This window comes from Roseateles terrae (assembly GCF_014192155.1).
GTDB classification, from domain to species: domain Bacteria; phylum Pseudomonadota; class Gammaproteobacteria; order Burkholderiales; family Burkholderiaceae_C; genus Roseateles; species Roseateles terrae.
The window spans coordinates 104,861-121,436 of record NZ_JACHXO010000009.1; the positions used below are offsets into that span (position 1 = coordinate 104,861).

General features: G+C 62.0%; 13 protein-coding genes and 1 pseudogene. 6 read left to right on the forward strand and 8 right to left on the reverse strand.

All coding sequences use genetic code 11. From position 1 onward, the window contains the following. Positions 1–160: 160 nt before the first annotated feature. From FHS28_RS21275 to FHS28_RS21290, 4 genes are all read right to left on the reverse strand, one after another. Positions 161–1,564, reverse strand: a complete 1,404-nt coding sequence (locus FHS28_RS21275; protein ID WP_088453871.1) for a carbohydrate-binding protein — start codon at positions 1,562–1,564, stop codon at positions 161–163. A gap of 154 nt (positions 1,565–1,718) precedes the next feature. Beyond that, complete coding sequence (locus FHS28_RS21280) at positions 1,719–2,504, reverse strand: hypothetical protein (RefSeq protein ID WP_184295356.1); 786 nt, start codon at positions 2,502–2,504, stop codon at positions 1,719–1,721. Between the two features lie 279 nt (positions 2,505–2,783). Then, complete coding sequence (locus tag FHS28_RS21285; protein WP_088453869.1) at positions 2,784–4,367, reverse strand: vWA domain-containing protein; 1,584 nt, start codon at positions 4,365–4,367, stop codon at positions 2,784–2,786. 214 nt (positions 4,368–4,581) lie between these two features. Further along, entirely contained in the window at positions 4,582–5,145 is a 564-nt protein-coding gene (locus tag FHS28_RS21290) for a DUF1993 family protein (RefSeq protein ID WP_184295359.1), read from the reverse strand. 185 nt (positions 5,146–5,330) lie between these two features. Here FHS28_RS21290 and FHS28_RS21295 point away from each other — a divergent pair, with 185 nt between their 5' ends. The 5 genes from FHS28_RS21295 (at position 5,331) to FHS28_RS21315 (ending at position 12,421) form a co-directional block, all read left to right on the forward strand. Further along, positions 5,331–7,478, forward strand: a complete 2,148-nt coding sequence (locus tag FHS28_RS21295; RefSeq protein WP_221194152.1) for a metallophosphoesterase family protein — start codon at positions 5,331–5,333, stop codon at positions 7,476–7,478. Positions 7,479–7,562: 84 nt separating this feature from the next. Next, the gene (locus FHS28_RS21300; protein WP_088453867.1) at positions 7,563–8,027 is read left to right on the forward strand and encodes a hypothetical protein; all 465 of its coding nucleotides are present in this window, start codon (positions 7,563–7,565) and stop codon (positions 8,025–8,027) included. A 257-nt stretch (positions 8,028–8,284) separates the two neighbouring features. Then, a complete protein-coding gene (locus tag FHS28_RS21305; RefSeq protein ID WP_184295362.1) occupies positions 8,285–9,901 on the forward strand; it encodes a hypothetical protein in 1,617 nt (538 codons plus the stop codon). Positions 9,902–10,226: 325 nt separating this feature from the next. Continuing rightward, positions 10,227–10,394 carry an ATP-binding protein gene (locus tag FHS28_RS24690; protein WP_310736841.1) on the forward strand — a complete coding sequence of 56 codons (168 nt, stop codon included), beginning with the start codon at positions 10,227–10,229 and terminating at the stop codon, positions 10,392–10,394. A gap of 272 nt (positions 10,395–10,666) precedes the next feature. After that, entirely contained in the window at positions 10,667–12,421 is a 1,755-nt protein-coding gene (locus tag FHS28_RS21315; protein WP_088453865.1) for a P-loop NTPase fold protein, read from the forward strand. Between the two features lie 201 nt (positions 12,422–12,622). On the opposite strand, the pseudogene FHS28_RS21320 reads toward FHS28_RS21315, so the two are convergent. Further along, positions 12,623–13,265: pseudogene (locus FHS28_RS21320) on the reverse strand (IS3 family transposase); the annotation flags it as partial. 245 nt (positions 13,266–13,510) lie between these two features. Here FHS28_RS21320 and FHS28_RS21325 point away from each other — a divergent pair. After that, on the forward strand, positions 13,511–13,906 hold the full coding sequence (locus FHS28_RS21325; RefSeq protein ID WP_088453864.1) for a hypothetical protein: 396 nt from the start codon (positions 13,511–13,513) through the stop codon (positions 13,904–13,906). Positions 13,907–14,507: 601 nt separating this feature from the next. Here FHS28_RS21325 and FHS28_RS21330 read toward each other — a convergent pair. The 3 genes from FHS28_RS21330 to FHS28_RS21340 all read right to left on the reverse strand — a co-directional run bounded on the left by FHS28_RS21330 (position 14,508) and on the right by FHS28_RS21340 (position 16,419). Continuing rightward, positions 14,508–15,155: a HEPN domain-containing protein gene (locus FHS28_RS21330; RefSeq protein ID WP_184295365.1), complete on the reverse strand. Its 648-nt coding sequence runs from the start codon at positions 15,153–15,155 to the stop codon at positions 14,508–14,510. 150 nt (positions 15,156–15,305) lie between these two features. Then, positions 15,306–16,079, reverse strand: coding sequence for an ImmA/IrrE family metallo-endopeptidase (locus FHS28_RS21335; RefSeq protein ID WP_184295368.1), 774 nt, complete (start codon positions 16,077–16,079; stop codon positions 15,306–15,308). Between the two features lie 4 nt (positions 16,080–16,083). Further along, positions 16,084–16,419, reverse strand: coding sequence for a helix-turn-helix domain-containing protein (locus tag FHS28_RS21340; RefSeq protein WP_088453861.1), 336 nt, complete (start codon positions 16,417–16,419; stop codon positions 16,084–16,086). Positions 16,420–16,576: the final 157 nt, after the last annotated feature.

A 16,576-nucleotide genomic window follows, 5' to 3' on the forward strand; every position in this document is an offset into this window, starting at 1 on the left:
CCAGCTGAGGAAGAGGCGCTTGCGGTCGCGGTCGGAGAACGGGCATGGCCGCCGGAGACGTTCAGAGATGCAATCAGAGGCGAACGTCCGCCACCTCGAGCGGACCGCATCCCGTGATTGTGCGTGCACTCCGTGTAGTGCCTGCCCGTGTCCAGCGGCTTCAGAGCTTGGTGATGCGAACCCAGTTCAGATTCCAACCACCACCCGCGGCGTAAACACCCAGGTTGTAGGTGCCGGCGTTGACATTGACCGTATGGGAGACGGTCGTCCAGTTCTGCCATCCGCCGGTCGCGGGGATGGCGAGTTGTCCGAGCTGGATGCTCCCGCCGTTCAAGTCCAGTGACAGCGTTGAGCCGCTCGGGCTGGCCACCCGATATTCCACGCGATACGCCCCACTGGTCGCGAAATTGACATTGCCATAGACCATCCAGTCGCCGGCGTCGATCCATCCGACATTGCGACCACCCTCCACACAGGTCTCGGTCTGAACACCGCTCTGGTTGGTGAAGTCTTCGGCTTCGATCTGGCGCGAGCCGCCGACGGGCGGCGGCGTGCCGATCTCGGACCGGATGGCGGCAAGCAGGCTGTTGGCGCCGGTGCCGTCCTGCGACAGTTCCCAGATCATCACGCCTGCGCCTTGCTGCAAGGCCAGCCGCGTTTTTGCCTTGATCGTGGGGATGCCGTTGTAGGTGATGTAGCCGCAGGAGGCGCACAGGGTGCCGATTAGATCCTTCTGGGCCGCCGCCGCGCCGAACTGCGCAACGATGTCATTGAAGCCGTAGTCCGAGGCATAGCCGTTGAAGCCATAGCCATAGAACGGCACACCCAGCACCAGTTTCTCCTTGGGCAGGCCGCGGACCTTCCAGGTGGCAATGTGGCTCTGCGCCATGGCGTAGGGAGAATGCTCCGTGCCGACAGTCCCCCAGCTGGGTCCTACGGCGTCATAGGACATGAGCGTGACGAAATCAAAATGCGGCAATGAGGACACCGGCACCATGCCGCCTTCATAGGTGGCCGTGGCCGCGGTGATGAGCTTGCCCGGCAGTGCACTGCGCAGGCTCTGGATGAAGGGGGTGTAGTTACCGGCGTTGTCGATGGCGGTCAGCAGGGCGCCTTCGAGGTCGACATCGACGCCATCCAGTCCGAAGGTACTGACGAATTGGGCGATGTTGTTGACCAGCGCAGCACGGTTGCCGGACTGGAGCAGCGTCTGCCAATTGCCCGAACACCCCGGGATCACGCCACCCGCCAGAGACACCAGCACCTTGGCACCCGCCGCATGCGCCTTCTGCACCACATAGCGGATGTCCGCACCAGTGGCGGATTCCATGCAGGTCGGATTGCCGTTGCTGAGCAGGCTGCCATTGGCCGACGGATTGGCGAATGCAATGTTGATGTGGGTGAGCTTGCTCAGATCCGTGCGGTCCGCCACCGCCTTCAGGCCCTTGTAGGAAGGGATGTAGCCCACGACCTTCGTTGTCTGGGCGATCGCAGTGCCGGCGAGGCCGCACAGGGCGAGGGCGGCGATGAGCACTTGAGGACGGAGGCGGAACGTAGCTTTCATGGCACTTCCTGGCAGGGGGTTGAAGCCGGAAATTCTGAAAGCGGTTTCACCCTCAGCAGTCAGTGCAAACCCTCGGCGGCGTCACTGGAAGGGGGCGGTATTGCAACCGCGTGTTGCGTGTGCTTCGGATGATGCGACAAGGCTTCGGATGGTGTCATCGCGTGAGTTCATCAAACACTGCATCGACCATGACGTTGAAGCTCACGGACGGATACCCCTGCTCGGTAGCGGCCCGACGTAGGAAGTCAGGCGCCATCAGCTTGCCGACAAAGCGATGACGAACGGCCGGATCCAACAGCCACCGTTTGAGCAGCGCCTTGAATGCCGGGTAGTCGGTGGCAAAAGCGTTGCTGATGTCGTGGTCCTTCCAGAACTCCCAGTAGGTGTCCTGGACGAATTGAACCGTCGATGCTGGCTCGTCCAACTGCAGCCACAGTGCCAGCAGCGGTTCAATGTTTAATCCCGCGATATGAAACATCAGCAGGACGCTGATCGTGTCATCCAGCAGGCGTTGATCGCCGTGAGGGCCGGCGCCTGTGAGCATCTGTCGGAAGTACGCCAGCGCAAAGCGATTCAAAACAGCCGTCTCGGTGTCGCTGAAGCTCCCGGCCTCGCAGCTTTCCACGCGCCGGAGTGAGATCTCCAGGGAGTGATGGATGTCCTGCCCGTCAGCGAGCAGTTCCAGCATTCGAGGAAGCAGATACTTCACTTCATCGGCCGGTTGCTCGGGGCCCTTGGCTGCTGTGTTGTATTCGTAGAAGTGGCGCGCCGTGAGCTTGGCCAACGGCAGTGTCCGCATCTCCTTCTCCGTTTGTTCACTGAGGCAGCATGCAAGACACGCATTCAACGGATGCTTCGGAGCACGATAACGCTTGAAGACCCGATAGGCGTCCGCGACGGCGCTCTGAAGCGATGCGTCGACTTTGTTGTTCTCATTCATGATGGACACCGTCCAAAGGATGCAGTGGTCGGGTGCGATCACGCTTCGACCCCGTCCGACCTGAAAAGCGCGCGACAAAAGGGGCAGGACATCGCCACACTGGTCTCCCAGCTGAGGATTCGAACCCCCGGCGTACCTGATGTAGTCCTGCCAGCATTCGCGCAAAACTGGAGGCCCCCGCGTGGCGACAAACAGTCGGTGAGACACATTTTGGAGATGGAGTCCCACCAGCATTCGCCACGCGACGACACATGCTGTGTTGGCTGGAAACGGCGCGTGCTACTGCGCCGCCAGCGAAAGTTTCTCGATGTCGCCCACCCAGTGGTCGGCGTTCATGCTGCCTTTGATGAACTCGGCCATCATCGTGAATACCGCGTCGGAGAAGCCGCCGACATTCAAGATGTCCGCGCGCTCCGCCACCTGGGTGGTGACGGTCGGCTGAATGTCGATGCACACCAGGCGCGCCTGTGGATTGCGCTGCTTCAGCAGCTCCCATTCGCGCAGCGTCTGCGTGGCACCGCGCCGGACTGCGTCGACCCAGGACTCGTTGTCTGAGACGAGGATCACCACATCCACCAGCGCCTTTTCCTTGTTGAGCAAGGCCAGTGGTGCGCTGCAGTTGGTGCCGCCGCCTCCGATGGCCGCCAGCGCCTGTGCGTGGGTCATCACCGAATCGCGACTGTTCAGCTGCAGAGTCACCACCTCCTGCTCAAAGGGCAGCACGCGGGCCTGCGGGTTCTTGCGCAACACCGCAGCGGCCACCAAGGCGGCGACGTCGATGCAGCGGACGCTGGAACTCGCGGTGCCGCGATGGCCCGTCACTGGCGAGCTCATCGAGCCCGACACATCGGGGCACACCACCACGCGCCCAGCGATGGCCGGTACCTGGGTGAGCGCCAGTTCCATGGCGTCCTGCAGCGCGTCGCGCACTTCGGCGGGTACCGTATCGGCGGCTGCCTTGAATGCGGACAGCAATTGATAGGGCATCGCACGCGCCTGGGACACCGCCTGGGCGTCGCGCAGCTTGGCTGCAACGGCTTCGGACATGCCAGGAAGCTCAAACACGCCATGGCGAGCCAAGGTGTTCAGCTTCTGGCGGATCATCTGCCACGAGCCCTGTCGAGCGATCTGCGCCCAGTGATCGGAAGTCAGCGGCAGCGCCGTCAGCATCTGAAAAGGGACTGCGGGCGCCTCGGCGTTTGCGTCGATCGTGCCTTGCGCCGCCAGACGTTTGAAGCGCTCGAACGCCTGGGTGATGGGGGGCAGGGCGGTTTCATCAAACGCGCGGCCGATCAGCCATGCGAACCAGGCTTCACGCCAGGCTTCGGTCGGCTTCGGATGCACCATCTTCACAACGTCGGCCAGCGACGGCGCATTGCCGACGGCGGCATTCAGCAGCTGCTTTTCGGAGGCTGCCAGCAGCCACTGCTGCACCAGCTTCTTGGGTCGGGAGCCCAGCGACTTGCGGCCCACCGCGCCGCTGCGCAGGATTTGCACGAAGTTGCGCAGCATCTTGCCGCTGTCGATGATGCGAGGAAACACCTGCGCCAGCAGTGCGACGTCGCGGACGGCCAGACTGGCAGCCAGCAATGCGGGCATGTCTTTCATATGACGGGACTGGCGGCCGTAGATCGCGGCTTTGGCGACGAATGCGGGATCGAGTTGCTCGGTCAGTGCCAGGACTTGCTCGAGCTGGGCGTCCGCATTGGCGTAGTAGGTGCGGGTCAGGCAGCCGGTGGCAGCGAGTTGTGCCAACTGGTGGCGAGGGGTCAAGGCGTACGCAGGGGCCTGCTCGGCGTTCCGTGCTGTCGCCGCTGGCAGCAGCGCACCTTTGAGCGTTTGGAACAGCTGCATATTCACCATGATCTCCCTCTGCTTGTGTTGGCGTGTTGTTGATGCCTCCTGCTTTGCAATGGGTGTGCCAGCTATGGTGGTGTCTTGGGTGGTGAAGGAGTAACTTGTTGATTTAAAAGAGCAAAAGCTTAGATATCAAAGGTTTTTGAAACCGGCACTGTCAACACGGCAAGCCGCTTTCTAGGCAGTTGGATAGTGAATTATCAAATCCGCTAAAAGCCAGTCAATCGAGCGTGTAGGGGCGCGGTCCCTCGTAGTCCGCTTTGCCAATCACTACGCCCGCCTGGCGAAGCAGTGCATGAATCATCGTGAGATGGAAATAGGCATTGGGAAGCGCGTAGTCATGGACGAAGGCAGCCAATCTGAAACGACGGACGTGACCCGGACGTGCCACCACCACCTCTGCATCGGCTCGCTGCGAGGCAGGTCGCGGGCTGTCGCGGGCCATGTCGATGACGGCCGAATGCGCGGCGAGAAGTCGATGGCGAGCGGCGGCGAGGGTGACGGGTAGTTCGCCGAGTCCTTCGGCGGCGCCGCGGTTGAACACCCATGCGGCCTCCCGGACCGTGGAAGCGGAATGGCCCGTGAGCAGCGCCGCTGAACCGATCAGGCTGTCGGCGAGCACCACGACCTGCTCGGCGAGCGAGAACATGTCGGGCGCCAGCCGCCGGTCCAACCCGAACTCCGTGGGGCGCCCGTCTTCCGCGCGGGCGAGGAGATGGTCGGCTCGCCCGAGGAGGGCCGCCAGCCTGGTGCAAGTGCCCAGGGCGTCAATCGGTGTGTCCATTGGGACCTGCGGGAGTGAGGCAGTCATGCCGGCGTCTCTTTGTTTGGGTTGGTGGATGGGTGGCGCATCTTCCCAGAGCGGGCAGCAGCGTGCCGCGGTGTGTCATGCGAGAGACGTCGCCTTGTCACGGCCCCGTCATGCCCTCCGACGAGCATGCGCGATTTCCACTCGGCAAGCGCTTTCACATGCTCTCCACCCCTCGTCTGGCTGCATTGACGGCCCTGGCTACCGCGTCGCTGGTGGGCTGCAACAGTGACACCAAGAGCAGCGAGCCGAGCGCCCCGCCCGCTGCATTTTCGACGCCCGTGGCGTTCATGACCGACGTGCATTTTGAAGACGTCTACGGGGATTTCAAAACCACCGCCTATACCGGCATCCCGACGGCCGACGGCAAGAACGCGACGATCCGCACGATGTATGCGCAGCTGACATCGACGCGTCTGTTCAACGAAAACTACTTTGCCTTCCGTGCGGCGCTGGACGACGCGTTCGCCAAGGGCGTACGGCTGGTCGCCCTGCCAGGGGATTTTTCCGACGACGCGCAGCCGGTCAACATCGATGGCATTGCGGCGATCCTCAAGGAGTACCAGGCCAAGGGCATGCGGTTCTTCATTGCGCCAGGCAACCACGATCCCAACGAGCCGTATGACGACGATGAGGCCGGCAAGAATGACTTTCTGACCCGCGAGGGCAAGGAGCAGAAGGTCTATGCGACGGGCAATGCAAGCTGCAAGTCAGGCGATCCGGCCGTGGCTTGCACTGATCAGCTCAAGGAGCTGGGTTACGACGCGCTGATCGCGAAACTGGCGGATTTCGGCTACATGCCGCAGGCCGCGGACCTGCACTGGGAAACGCCGTTCAGCCGATATCCCGACAACAAGTATTCACTGGCCGAGGCCCAGAAGAGCGCCGCCGCCGCCAATCGCCAGTTCGAGCTCTGCGCCGAAGGTGAAGGTGGCGCCTACAAGGCGGCCGGTGAATTGGCGCTGGGCAAACCCTACACGAAATGCAGCACCGTCATGGATGCGAGCTACCTGGTGGAGCCCGTCAAGGGTGTGTGGCTCCTGAGCATCGATGCGAACGTCTACCTACCTAATGCTCGATTCGACCCGTCCAATCCCAAGAGCTTTAAGGGATTCGACGGCGCGGGCAATGCGGGCTGGAACAAGGTGCTGACTCACAAGCGGCATCTGATGGACTGGATCCAGTCGGTCAGCGCACGTGCGAAGGCGCAGGGCAAGCAGCTCATGGCGTTCTCGCATTACCCGACCATGGACTTCTACGCCAACCAGACAAATGCCATGAAGGCCGTCTTCAAGTCCGGCGCCTTCCAGACCGCACGCGTGCCTGAGGTGACGACGACCGCGGCAGTGGCGGCGACAGGGCTGCGCCTGCACGTTGGTGGCCACATGCATTTCAACGGCACGAACGACCTGATCGATGCGTCGGGCAATTACCTGGTGAATGTGCAGTCGCCGTCGCTGGCGGTGTATGGCGCGGCCTACAAGATCGTCACGTACCAGACGGCTGACACCGTCGACGTTCAGACCGTTGCCCTCAACAACGTGGCGCGGTTCAAGGAACTCTTCCCTCATTACGAGACTGAGTATAAGTACCTGCAATCGAGCGCCGCACCGGCCGACGTGGCCAAGCGCTGGAACCATGCGGTGCTTGACACCACCAGCTACGGCGACTTCACGCGCTTTTACTTCGGCGAACTTTCGCGGCTGCGCTTCATGGACGAATACTGGCCGTGCGAGATGAAAGAAGCCGCCACCAGCCTGAACCTGGCGCAGATGCTGACCATGACGCAGCTGCAGACGTCCGTCACCATTGCGCAGCTCAAGGACCAGGCGGGCGTGGTCCCGCTGACGGCCGCCTGTTATGCAGCAGACACGGCCACGGGGGTGCCCGCAGCGACGGGACAACTGGCGGCTGACTGGGCCACGGCCACGGCCAAGGCACGACAGCTCGCCACGGCGGCCGGTGTGGATTTCGACGCCATGGCCAAGGTCACTGCCTATGAGTTCTACGGAGACTTTCACCGCACGGTCTATGCGGGCGAGCTGTCGCTGCGAGACATGGGCGCCGAGCGGGTCAAGCAGTACAAGCTGCTCATGAGCGCCTTCCCGACCGCTCCGGTCAAGCCGGTCAAGTCCGGCGACAAGCTGTCTGACCAGAATGCCGTGCCGGTCGCGTTCCAGGACCAGTTCAAGCAGGTGTTCTCGATCTTGAAGGGCCTGGGATCAGGCAAGCCGAGCGGCCACTTCATGATCGACTTCAAGGCCAAGACGGTGACGAACGCGGAAAGCGGAGCGCCGAGCTTCAACTGAGCGACAGTGCCGTGCGTTTGAAGGGCCCAAGTAGACTCCCAGCTGCTGGGTTATTCCATTCCCTCCACAGGACGCACTGATTTCATGCGCACACTGATCTTGGCTTTCACCATGGCAGCCTGGAGCTGCACCCCCGTAGTGGCGCAGAAGCTTCCGCAGCCTTCCCGGGAGGTCTTCAAGTGCGAAGTCAATGGCAAGGTCACTTACTCGGACGCTCCGTGCCTGGGTGCCAGGAAGGTCGACGTGGAGCCAACGCGCGGCTTGACGTCCACCGGGAAGGAAGCGCCTGGTGCAGATGTGCAGCGCGAGAGGATCAATGAGGGCTTTGCGGAGGCGATTCGCCCGGTGACAGGCAAGGACGCCAAGCAGCTTCAAGTTGACGGCAAGAGACTCAGCCTGGCGGCGCCCGCGCAGGTCGAATGCCGGCATCTCGATGCAGCCATTCCTGCTGCGGAGCAGAAGGAGCGGGTGTCAGATGCGCGTTCCCGACCGGCCATCCAGCGGGAGCTGTTGGCGCTAAGGCAACGCTTCATTCAGCTGCGTTGCTAACGCGCGTCTGGCCCTGCGAGTGGCGACGTTCAATCCAACCTGATCGGCAGGGGTGTGCTGTCGCCGGAATTCTGCGCGGGCGACTCCCGGGTTGGCCATGGTCTGAACGGCGAGCAACTGACGGAACGCTCGGCTGAGCAGGAGGTGTTGTTCGGCCAACGTTGCTGGCGCCGCCGAGACGGTACTCAGTCACGAAACGATCAAGCTTGTCCCGACATCCCCCCCTGGGGGGGGCCGCGCAGACAGGGGCCTGCAGTATGGTCGCGCGTCTTGCTTACCTGAGTGGGCGCCTGTGCGTCGCCCGCGTCACCCGCTTGCCCATGATGTCTCCAGCCCTTCGCCGCCGGATGCTGGCCACCGCCTGCGTCACCTTCTTCGCCGCCCTGCCCGCCGCTTCAGGCGCAGCGGCCCTGTCCCCCGAGTCCAGGATCTTCATTCAGATGGACTTTCCCGACGGCCTGCCCATCATTGCCTCCGACTCACGGACGAAGGCGGCCATGGCCCAGCGTTGGCAAGAGGCGCTTGCGCGCGGCGGCCTGCAGCCCCACGGCGAACCTGTGGTGGCAACGAGCGGCCTGCGCGAGCAGATCCTGGTGAGCCCCAATCGGCTGATCCCCGCCAGCGAACTGCCGATGGAACTGAGGTCCCAGGTCTGGAATGAATTCTGGGTGGTGCGGTCACAGAGCCCGGTGGAGGGCAAGACCGGCACGCCCTCGACCTGGGTCCACCGTTATGCGCTGCGTTGCCAGCCTCTGACCCTCATGCAAATGGGCTGGTTGTCCTTCAAGAATCTGGATGGTACCGGCGAGCCCAGCCTCTTCATTGGCAGCTATCGCGACACTCGCGAGGCGCCCATCTACCGCGGGAAGCCCCTGCCTGGCCACATGGTCGGTGTGGAGAGGACTTGCGGCAAGGAACTGGCTGAACGCGAACAGGCACAAGCCCGAGGGCAGGCCAAGAATGTCGCAGAACGGGTGGAGGACCTGCAGAAGGTGCTGGCCGTGCGCGCGCACCGTGCACTGGATCCGGACACTGCCGTCGCCATCGGCCGCGCCTTCCGCGCCAGTATGGAGGTTGCGGCCGCCGCCACCCAGGAGGCCGCTCTAGTTCCTTCGACGCTGGCCTCCGCTGCTGAACCTACTGCGGCGGCAGGTTCTGCCCCCGGCGTCATTGGGGAGCGCGCCGCCCTGTTCCAATCGTCCGAGACAACCGCCGCGGCCGAAGCGGCGGCGGTTGCGGCGGCGATGGAACGCCTGAAAGCGCTCCAGCAGGACCCCACGGTCTTCGACGACAAGGGAGAGCCGCGTCCCGCACGGGTGCGGCTGTACGGCGTGAACGGCGGCGCCGCCATGCTGCACAAGGGCGCGGCCTGCTACAGCGACGACACCGAGTTGCGGGTGGCGGGCGGCCTGGCCAATGCCTTCAAGTCACTGACCGGCACCACCACCAACCTGACGATTGGCATGCCCGCGACCGAGCGGTCACGCGAGGTGGACAAGGGCGGATGGAACATGGGCAACCAGTGGTACTACCAGGAACATGAAATTCCGGCCGCGGAGCTCACCACGGTGCGCGTCAGCAACGGCGCTTGCCAGATGGTGTCCGCAGCCTTCATGGCCGTGCCTGGCGTTGACTATGAAGCCCGCATGGTCCTCGAAGCCGACCGTAAGCGCTGCATCATGACCATGAACCGCATCCTGCCTGGCGGGGAACTCAAGGCCGTCCCCATCCTGCCGGCCAAGGCGTGCACGGCCGAGGAAGTCGCAGCTCGGCGGGCTGCTGTAGCGGAACATGCAGCCCAGGAGGCTGAGATGGCTTGGCGGCAGTCGCATCCCACCGTGCCTCCGCGCGCGGTGATGCCTGAGGTGCGCTGAGCTGCGGCAGGTGCAGTTGCGTCAGCTTGCTCAGGCGGGGTGGGGGGCGTCTGCTTGGAGGCCGGAGGCCGCCACGAAGCGGATCAGCGGCATGACAGCCGCTGGCCAAGCTCCGCCGCTCTTCAGCTAGGTCCTACTCGACAAGCGAGCACCATCGCTCGTGCCGCACAGCGTGCCAGCGTTTGAAGCCGTGCAGCTCTTCCTGACTCAGCCGCTCAAGGCCTAGTCCGTCGGCCGCGAGGTGCGTGCCGTCGCGCACCAGCTAAAGCAGGCCAAGTTCCCGGGTCACCGAGATTAGGCTGACCTCGAGTTTGCACACATCGAGGTGAACGAGGCGCTGGTGAAGCAGTTGCACCGCAGCGGGTTCATGGCCTGGGCTGAGAACGTCGTGCTGGTCGGCGGGCCGGGCACGAGCAAGACCCATCTGGCCACCGCCATCGGCGTGCAGGCCCTTGAGCGTCTCGGCGACAGGTGCGCTTCTTCTCCGCGGTAGAGCAAGTCAACTTCCTGGAGCATGAGAAACTGAACAACAAGACTGGTCAGACGGCGCACCGGATAGCGCACATGGACCTGGTGTTCCTCGACGAGCTCGGCCACGTGCTGCGTAGCTCAATGGGCGGCGCTCTGCTCGACGACGCGGATCAGCCTGAAGCCGACGGCCTTAGGACCTGATTCGCCCCTGCCCCACAATCGCTCTCGTCGCGTTGCCAGAACACCTCCCCGCGCCCTGGCACCATCGAATTCAAGCGCAATAATGAGGACCCCATGTCGCTGGAGAAAACCAAAGAGCAGCTGCTTAAGCAGCTCAAGAACAACGATAACAAGGTGATCGCACTCTCGGGGAACTGGGGGACGGGCAAGACGCACCTTTGGAACGATGTGAGGGCAAAGTCCGATGACGAGAAGATCAGGAAAGCCTTCTACGTTTCGCTATTTGGCCTCTCCAGCGTCGAGCAGATCAAACGCAAGCTCTGCGAGTCGGCGATTCCGGGGGCGGACTCTCACGGCGGTATGTTCGACAGCGTCAAGAAGCTGATGGGGGCCGGGGTCAAGGCGCTGGCACAGCACTACAAAGCAGTGGCTGCGCTGAATGACCTGAACATCGTGCTGATGGCGCCGGTGCTGCTTCGAGGCGCCGTGATCGTGATCGACGATATCGAGCGCAAGCATGAAAAGCTCGGCATCGATGAGGTGCTGGGTTTCATCGACGAGTACTCCAAAGAGTTCGGCTGCCGGTTTGTGCTGGTGCTCAACGACGACCAGCTGTCCGCCAAGGGCGACCAGGAGAAACTCTGGAGCACCTTCAGGGAGAAGGTCATCGATCAGGAGATCCGCCTCACGACGAGTCCCGACGAGGCGTTGGCGATTGCGTTGTCGATTGCACCGTCCAAGTATGCCGCCGAGCTGCAAAAGGCAGTGAAGACCTGCGGACTGAACAACATCCGCATCATCACCAAGGTGATCCGTGTGGCTAACCAGATCCTCGCCGGTCGCGACCTGGAGGATGCGATCCAAGCCCGCGTTGTTCCCTCGATTGTTCTTTTCTCGGCGATCCACTATCGGGGCTTGCACGATGGGCCCGACTTCAAATTCGCGCTCAATGCGGGGTCCCGGGACTGGTCGAGCTTCACGAAAGAAGCCAAGCAGGAGCGAACGCCGCAGCAGGAAAAGGAGGCCGGTTGGCGCCTCCTGATGCAAGGTCTCGGAATCTTGGGCTGTGACGAGTTCGAGAGTTGCCTGGTCGACTTCCTCCAGTCGGGCCTGTTCGAGATGGAGGCCATCGATGCAATCATCGAGCGCTATGAGCGAGAGAAGGATGCGATGGTGGCCAGGGAGGAAGCCCATCATTTTATCACCCGATGCATCTGGGACCACAGGACCAGCGAGGAGGAGCTACTGGCCGTTGCACAGCAGTTTCGGACGAGCGCGAAGCTCCTAGACCCGTACATCGTGTCCGAGCTGCAGCTGTCGCTAAGCAAGATGGCGGCAGGTATTGACCTCGGCGAAGCCTTGATCGATGGGTGGGTTGAAAACTTCAAGGCGACGCAAGCGACCAGCGTCAAAGACAGCAATCCGTTCGGTAAGCCGCTGCACGAGAAAATCAAGACGCTGTTTTCCGAGATAAAGGCGAACGAGCAGATGAACGCCACGGTTGTGGATGCGTGCTTGCACGTCGTCGAACACCGCGGCTGGGGCCCCTTGCAGGAGATCGCCCTCCAGCGCGCGACAGCTGCAGACTTCGAGGCCGCCATTCGGAACATCGAGGATCTGGAAGCGTTGGGGCGCTTCATGCGGCAGATGATCGAGATGGGGCTGCATCGCGAGGCCTATGACAAGCATTTCGGCTCTGCCGCCGATTGCTTCATGGCAGCGTGTCGCTCAATCTGCGCCGATGCGTCGTCGCCGCGCTTGGCTAATCTCATCCACTGGCTTTTTGACGACACGGTGCTTGCGTCCGAGCTGGATGGCCAATCCGCAGGCGTAACGGGGCCCGGGGCGCAGCAGGTCGCTCATGAATAGTCGGTGCTGAAGAGACAAGCCTAGACTGAACGAGCCAACGGTCCGGGCCAAATCTTGACGACTGTTGACACCGGGTCGACGCCGGTGGGCTCGTGCCAGCTGCAGGCGGACGACTTTGCCGGACTAGTGGTCACCCGCCATCAACACCTCGCGGTAAGCTTGACCTGGGCACGTAATTTGTAGCCACTCAGGCGGTGAGTTTCGGGTAATGTTATCGGTGTCGGACCACTCGCGGCGAACCGCAGCCGGAGGCCGGTAGCCCAAGGCGCTGTGCGGCCGGCGCTCGTTGTAGAACTGGCGCCACGCCTCGATCAGCACCTTGGCCGCTGCGAGCGTGCGGAACCACTCCCGGTTGAGGTCGTCGCGCAGCTCGCCGTTGAAGCTCTCCACGAAGCCGTTCTGCCAGGGCTTGCACGGCGCAATGAAGGCCGGACCGATGGCCTCGTCGCGCAGCCACCGCATCAACGAGCGGGCCGTGAACTCCGCCCCGTTGTCGCTGCGGATGTGCGCAGGCTTGCCGTAGAGGCGCATCAGCCGGGAGAGCGTCAGGATCACGTCCTGGGAGCGCAGCTAACTGGCCCGCACGATGGCCAGGCCCTCCCGCGTGTGCTCGTCCAGCACACACAGCATCTTGAGTACGCGACCGTCCACGAACTGGTCGTGCACGAAGTCGTAGCTCCAGACGCTGTTGGGTCGCACCGCACCAGGCAGGCGCATGTTCGCTGCCACTGCGCCGCCGATGCGGACGTTTGCGAGGCTGATGCAAGCCCAGGCCGCGCCAGAGCCGACGCACCCGGGCCTCGCCCACGTCCAACCAGGCCGCCATGCGGCGGTAGGCTTCTCGCCCCAGGACCCAGCTTGCTTGGAAGCTACCGAGTTCTGGAAGCAAGTGGCGCGCTTCCAACCGCTGAATGTGCTTGGCGCCGGAACGCCGACCATGTTCCTGGTAACTCGGGACGAGCAAATCTACGCGCGGGCCGTAGCGGTTGGGGGATTACCAGAAGTGCGCCCCCAACGTCAGCGCCCGGCCACAAGCGGCCGGTCACCGCAGGCGGCTTTCGGGCGGCTGAAACAGGACAGAATGCCTCAATGAATTGCGGCCTCGAATTTCATGACTCCAGGGTCGCATCGGTCTACTCGTTGGGTGACGTGGTGACTATCAGCTTTGAGGCCGCCTACCTTCACCTCTCTGACGGCGTTCCCGGCAGCGACAGAGGAACCGGATGGACGCAAGCGGGCTCGCTCGAATTCGGCTCTGCGAGCTTGCCTGGCACGCCGGACATTGGAGATGGCTGGATCGTTGCCGGTGCGCTGAGAGTTGATGGGGGTGACGAGCTTCGCTTGGTACCCGTGCCGTTTAACATCGTCGGTAGCATCCAAGCGACCTTCACGTTCAGCAACGGATACGTGTTGGACATGCGGGGGAAATCTTCTCGATTAACGCTGACCGGGGACGCTTCCTTCGTCGAAGATTTTCCGGGTTGATGAGAGACGGCTTTCCAGCGCTGAAATCGCAGGCCTCAATGTCGCTGATCGGGCGTCAGCGGTCCGCCGGCAGCTGCCGTGCGGAAGACCGTTAGCAGCCTGAAGCGGTCACCCGCGAGGCCGCTATCTCACCCAGGGCGAGTGGAGTGGCGCATGGGCTCCCGCTCCCGCTAGCTTCAACGTAAAAAGCCCCTGACTCCTTACGAATCAGGGGCTTATGCGCATCATTGGATAGAAAGTCCAGCTTTATCCAGCCTCTCCGTCCAGCGAATTCGTGACGTGTCCGGCTAAAACCGTCATCTCACAACCGCAGCTGTTGAGCGTCGCATAACGCGCGAAACCGCATCCTTCCGCATCAAGGACTTGCGGTTGACCGGCAGCCATAAGACGAGAAACATACTCGCATAAGCTGCGAAATCGCATCTCGCCACTCTTGCCCAAGAGTCGCCGCCGGGCATCGCAACGCCAGAAGCATCGGCCCGACAATGCTCAAGCAGAGGGCTGAGTTATATCGCGAAACAGCTACTATTTTCCGCTAGTTCTTGCTGAGCCCGATGACCCACAGCGGGCAAGTCTCGGCCCTGATACAGCCCGGCAAGTCCTAGGGCGGGTCGCCTGCAGCTACCACCTGCTCAAAGGCCGCGACGAGTTGCTCGACCCAGTCAACGTCTGCTGAGACCTCGTCATTCTCGACATCGTTGTACTGCAGCTTTTGCGGACGTGACGCGCGCTTGATGTCTCCCTCATGCACGATCTGATTTCTACGGTGCACAAGTTGATTCAGGCGCGTTTTGATGTCGTCCGCCTTTACGCCTAGAGCGGCAGCAGTTCTGGTCCATCCTTTTTCGATCCCTGCAAGGGCAAGTGCTTGCCCCACCTGTTCGTAGGATTGGAACGTCTCCTTCAGCAAGCGGCGCTGAACACTGTTCTTGACCTGCACCCAAGGGCGCAAGTCGCGGTCTTCCTGACGTGCTTTGATGGATGAGTCTGCCAGCGAAGCAAGGTCGGAGAACGGGATTTCTAGCCTGGCCAGTACCTTGGGCAAATCCCCTTCGCGGCGCACTTCAGAGATGCGTCGATAGACCAGCCAGTGCATGTATGAGTCCACTGCGGTCACCGCAAGGACCAGTGCTGATCTACGTAGGTCGGTCTTGATTTTGGCGTCGGGTAACTGGCCCTCGGCGAGTGCGAGAAACCTGCGGGCACGGCGAACGCAAGCATTCGCAGCATCTATTGGATGAAATGGCATATCCCCCTTCTTGCTCCGAGTTCAGCAGCGATAGCAACAATCCAAGCCCAACCGAGTCTGCTCGCTTCGCCTGCGGGTCGAGACGCATGAACCGCCTGCCCCGTGAACACTTCGAGACCGGCCGCTCAATGGCCAGCGGCGCAACGGCCCTTAACTCAAAGAGAGCAACGTCACCTTGTAGCCGGACTCCTGGCACAAGGTCTGCTCGTAAATACTCTCGGGCATGTCGTCGTCATGCCGTTCCTTCACCCACCACGACGCGATCAGCTCATGCCACTCCTCAGGGTCTGACTCAGCTTGTTTGCTGGGACTTTTGTGGGGAAGCTTGTCGCCTTTGCGTACGGCGACTTGCTCGCCGAAGTAGTCGCTCTTGGCCCAGTAGCGAACCACGTTGTCCTTGGAGAACACGACAGCGCATGCATGCTCGCTGAGTTCAATCAGTCGGCGAGCGGCTGCCTCGAAACTCACTTCGAACTGGCTGGACAGTTCTTGGATGTGGGCAATCTTTGGGTCGCCGTTGGCTTGAAGCCGGGCCTTCACAAGCATCTTGGGCATCAGCAGTTCGGCAGAAAACTGATTGGCCTGAACCTCCCAGTCCTTCCGAGCGCGACTCGAGATGTCCTCGGCCGTGCACTCGAAGGTGGTCTGGCGATGCCACGGAAGGAGGAAATGCCCGAGCTCGTGCCCGATGGTGAACTTCTGGCGAGACCTTGGGACAGTCCCGTTGTAGAAGATCGCGCCGTCCGTTTTCTCGGCATTCGCTATGAGCGTGCCCTCGAAGCCCTGGCTAGACAGCGGCTCAATCTTCGAAATGCCCGCCAACGTGGCCAGCTCGACCACGGGAACCGGAAGCGGCAGTTGAGGGTTCTGTTTGAGGATTTCGTCGACGAGTTGTTCAGGCCGAACAAGGTCAGCCAACTCCATCAGGTCAAGTCTTAGCATCTCCCGGAGCCTTCTTGTTTTTGAAGACCTCCAGAGTTTGCAGCAGCACGGCCTGCTCCGCCTCGGATAACGACTTGAAGTCGCGGAAAAACTGCTGCGCGGTGACGTCGGCCAACGTGTCGTCGGTTGTCCCCGCCAAGTATTCCAGCGTGACCTTGAAGTGCTCAGCTAGCTTCTTCAGCAGCTCCATCGACGGATTGTTGGTCTCGCCCCGCTCCAGGGCCCATATGTGGGTCTTTGAAACCCCGACTGCGTCTGCTACGTCTTGAAGTGACTGTCCATGTTTTAGGCGTAGTTCTTTGATGCGCGCGCCTAGTGACATGAGGTGTCCTCCCGGAGTGAGCCGCTGCTAAGCCCAACATTATATGAATCTAACGATGCGTATCAATCCGCTTTACAACCCGCTTCGTTCTATTTATATTACGCATCGTTCACCCAGATTGGAGCTGACCGATGTGCCGACCCAACCGATTCGATGC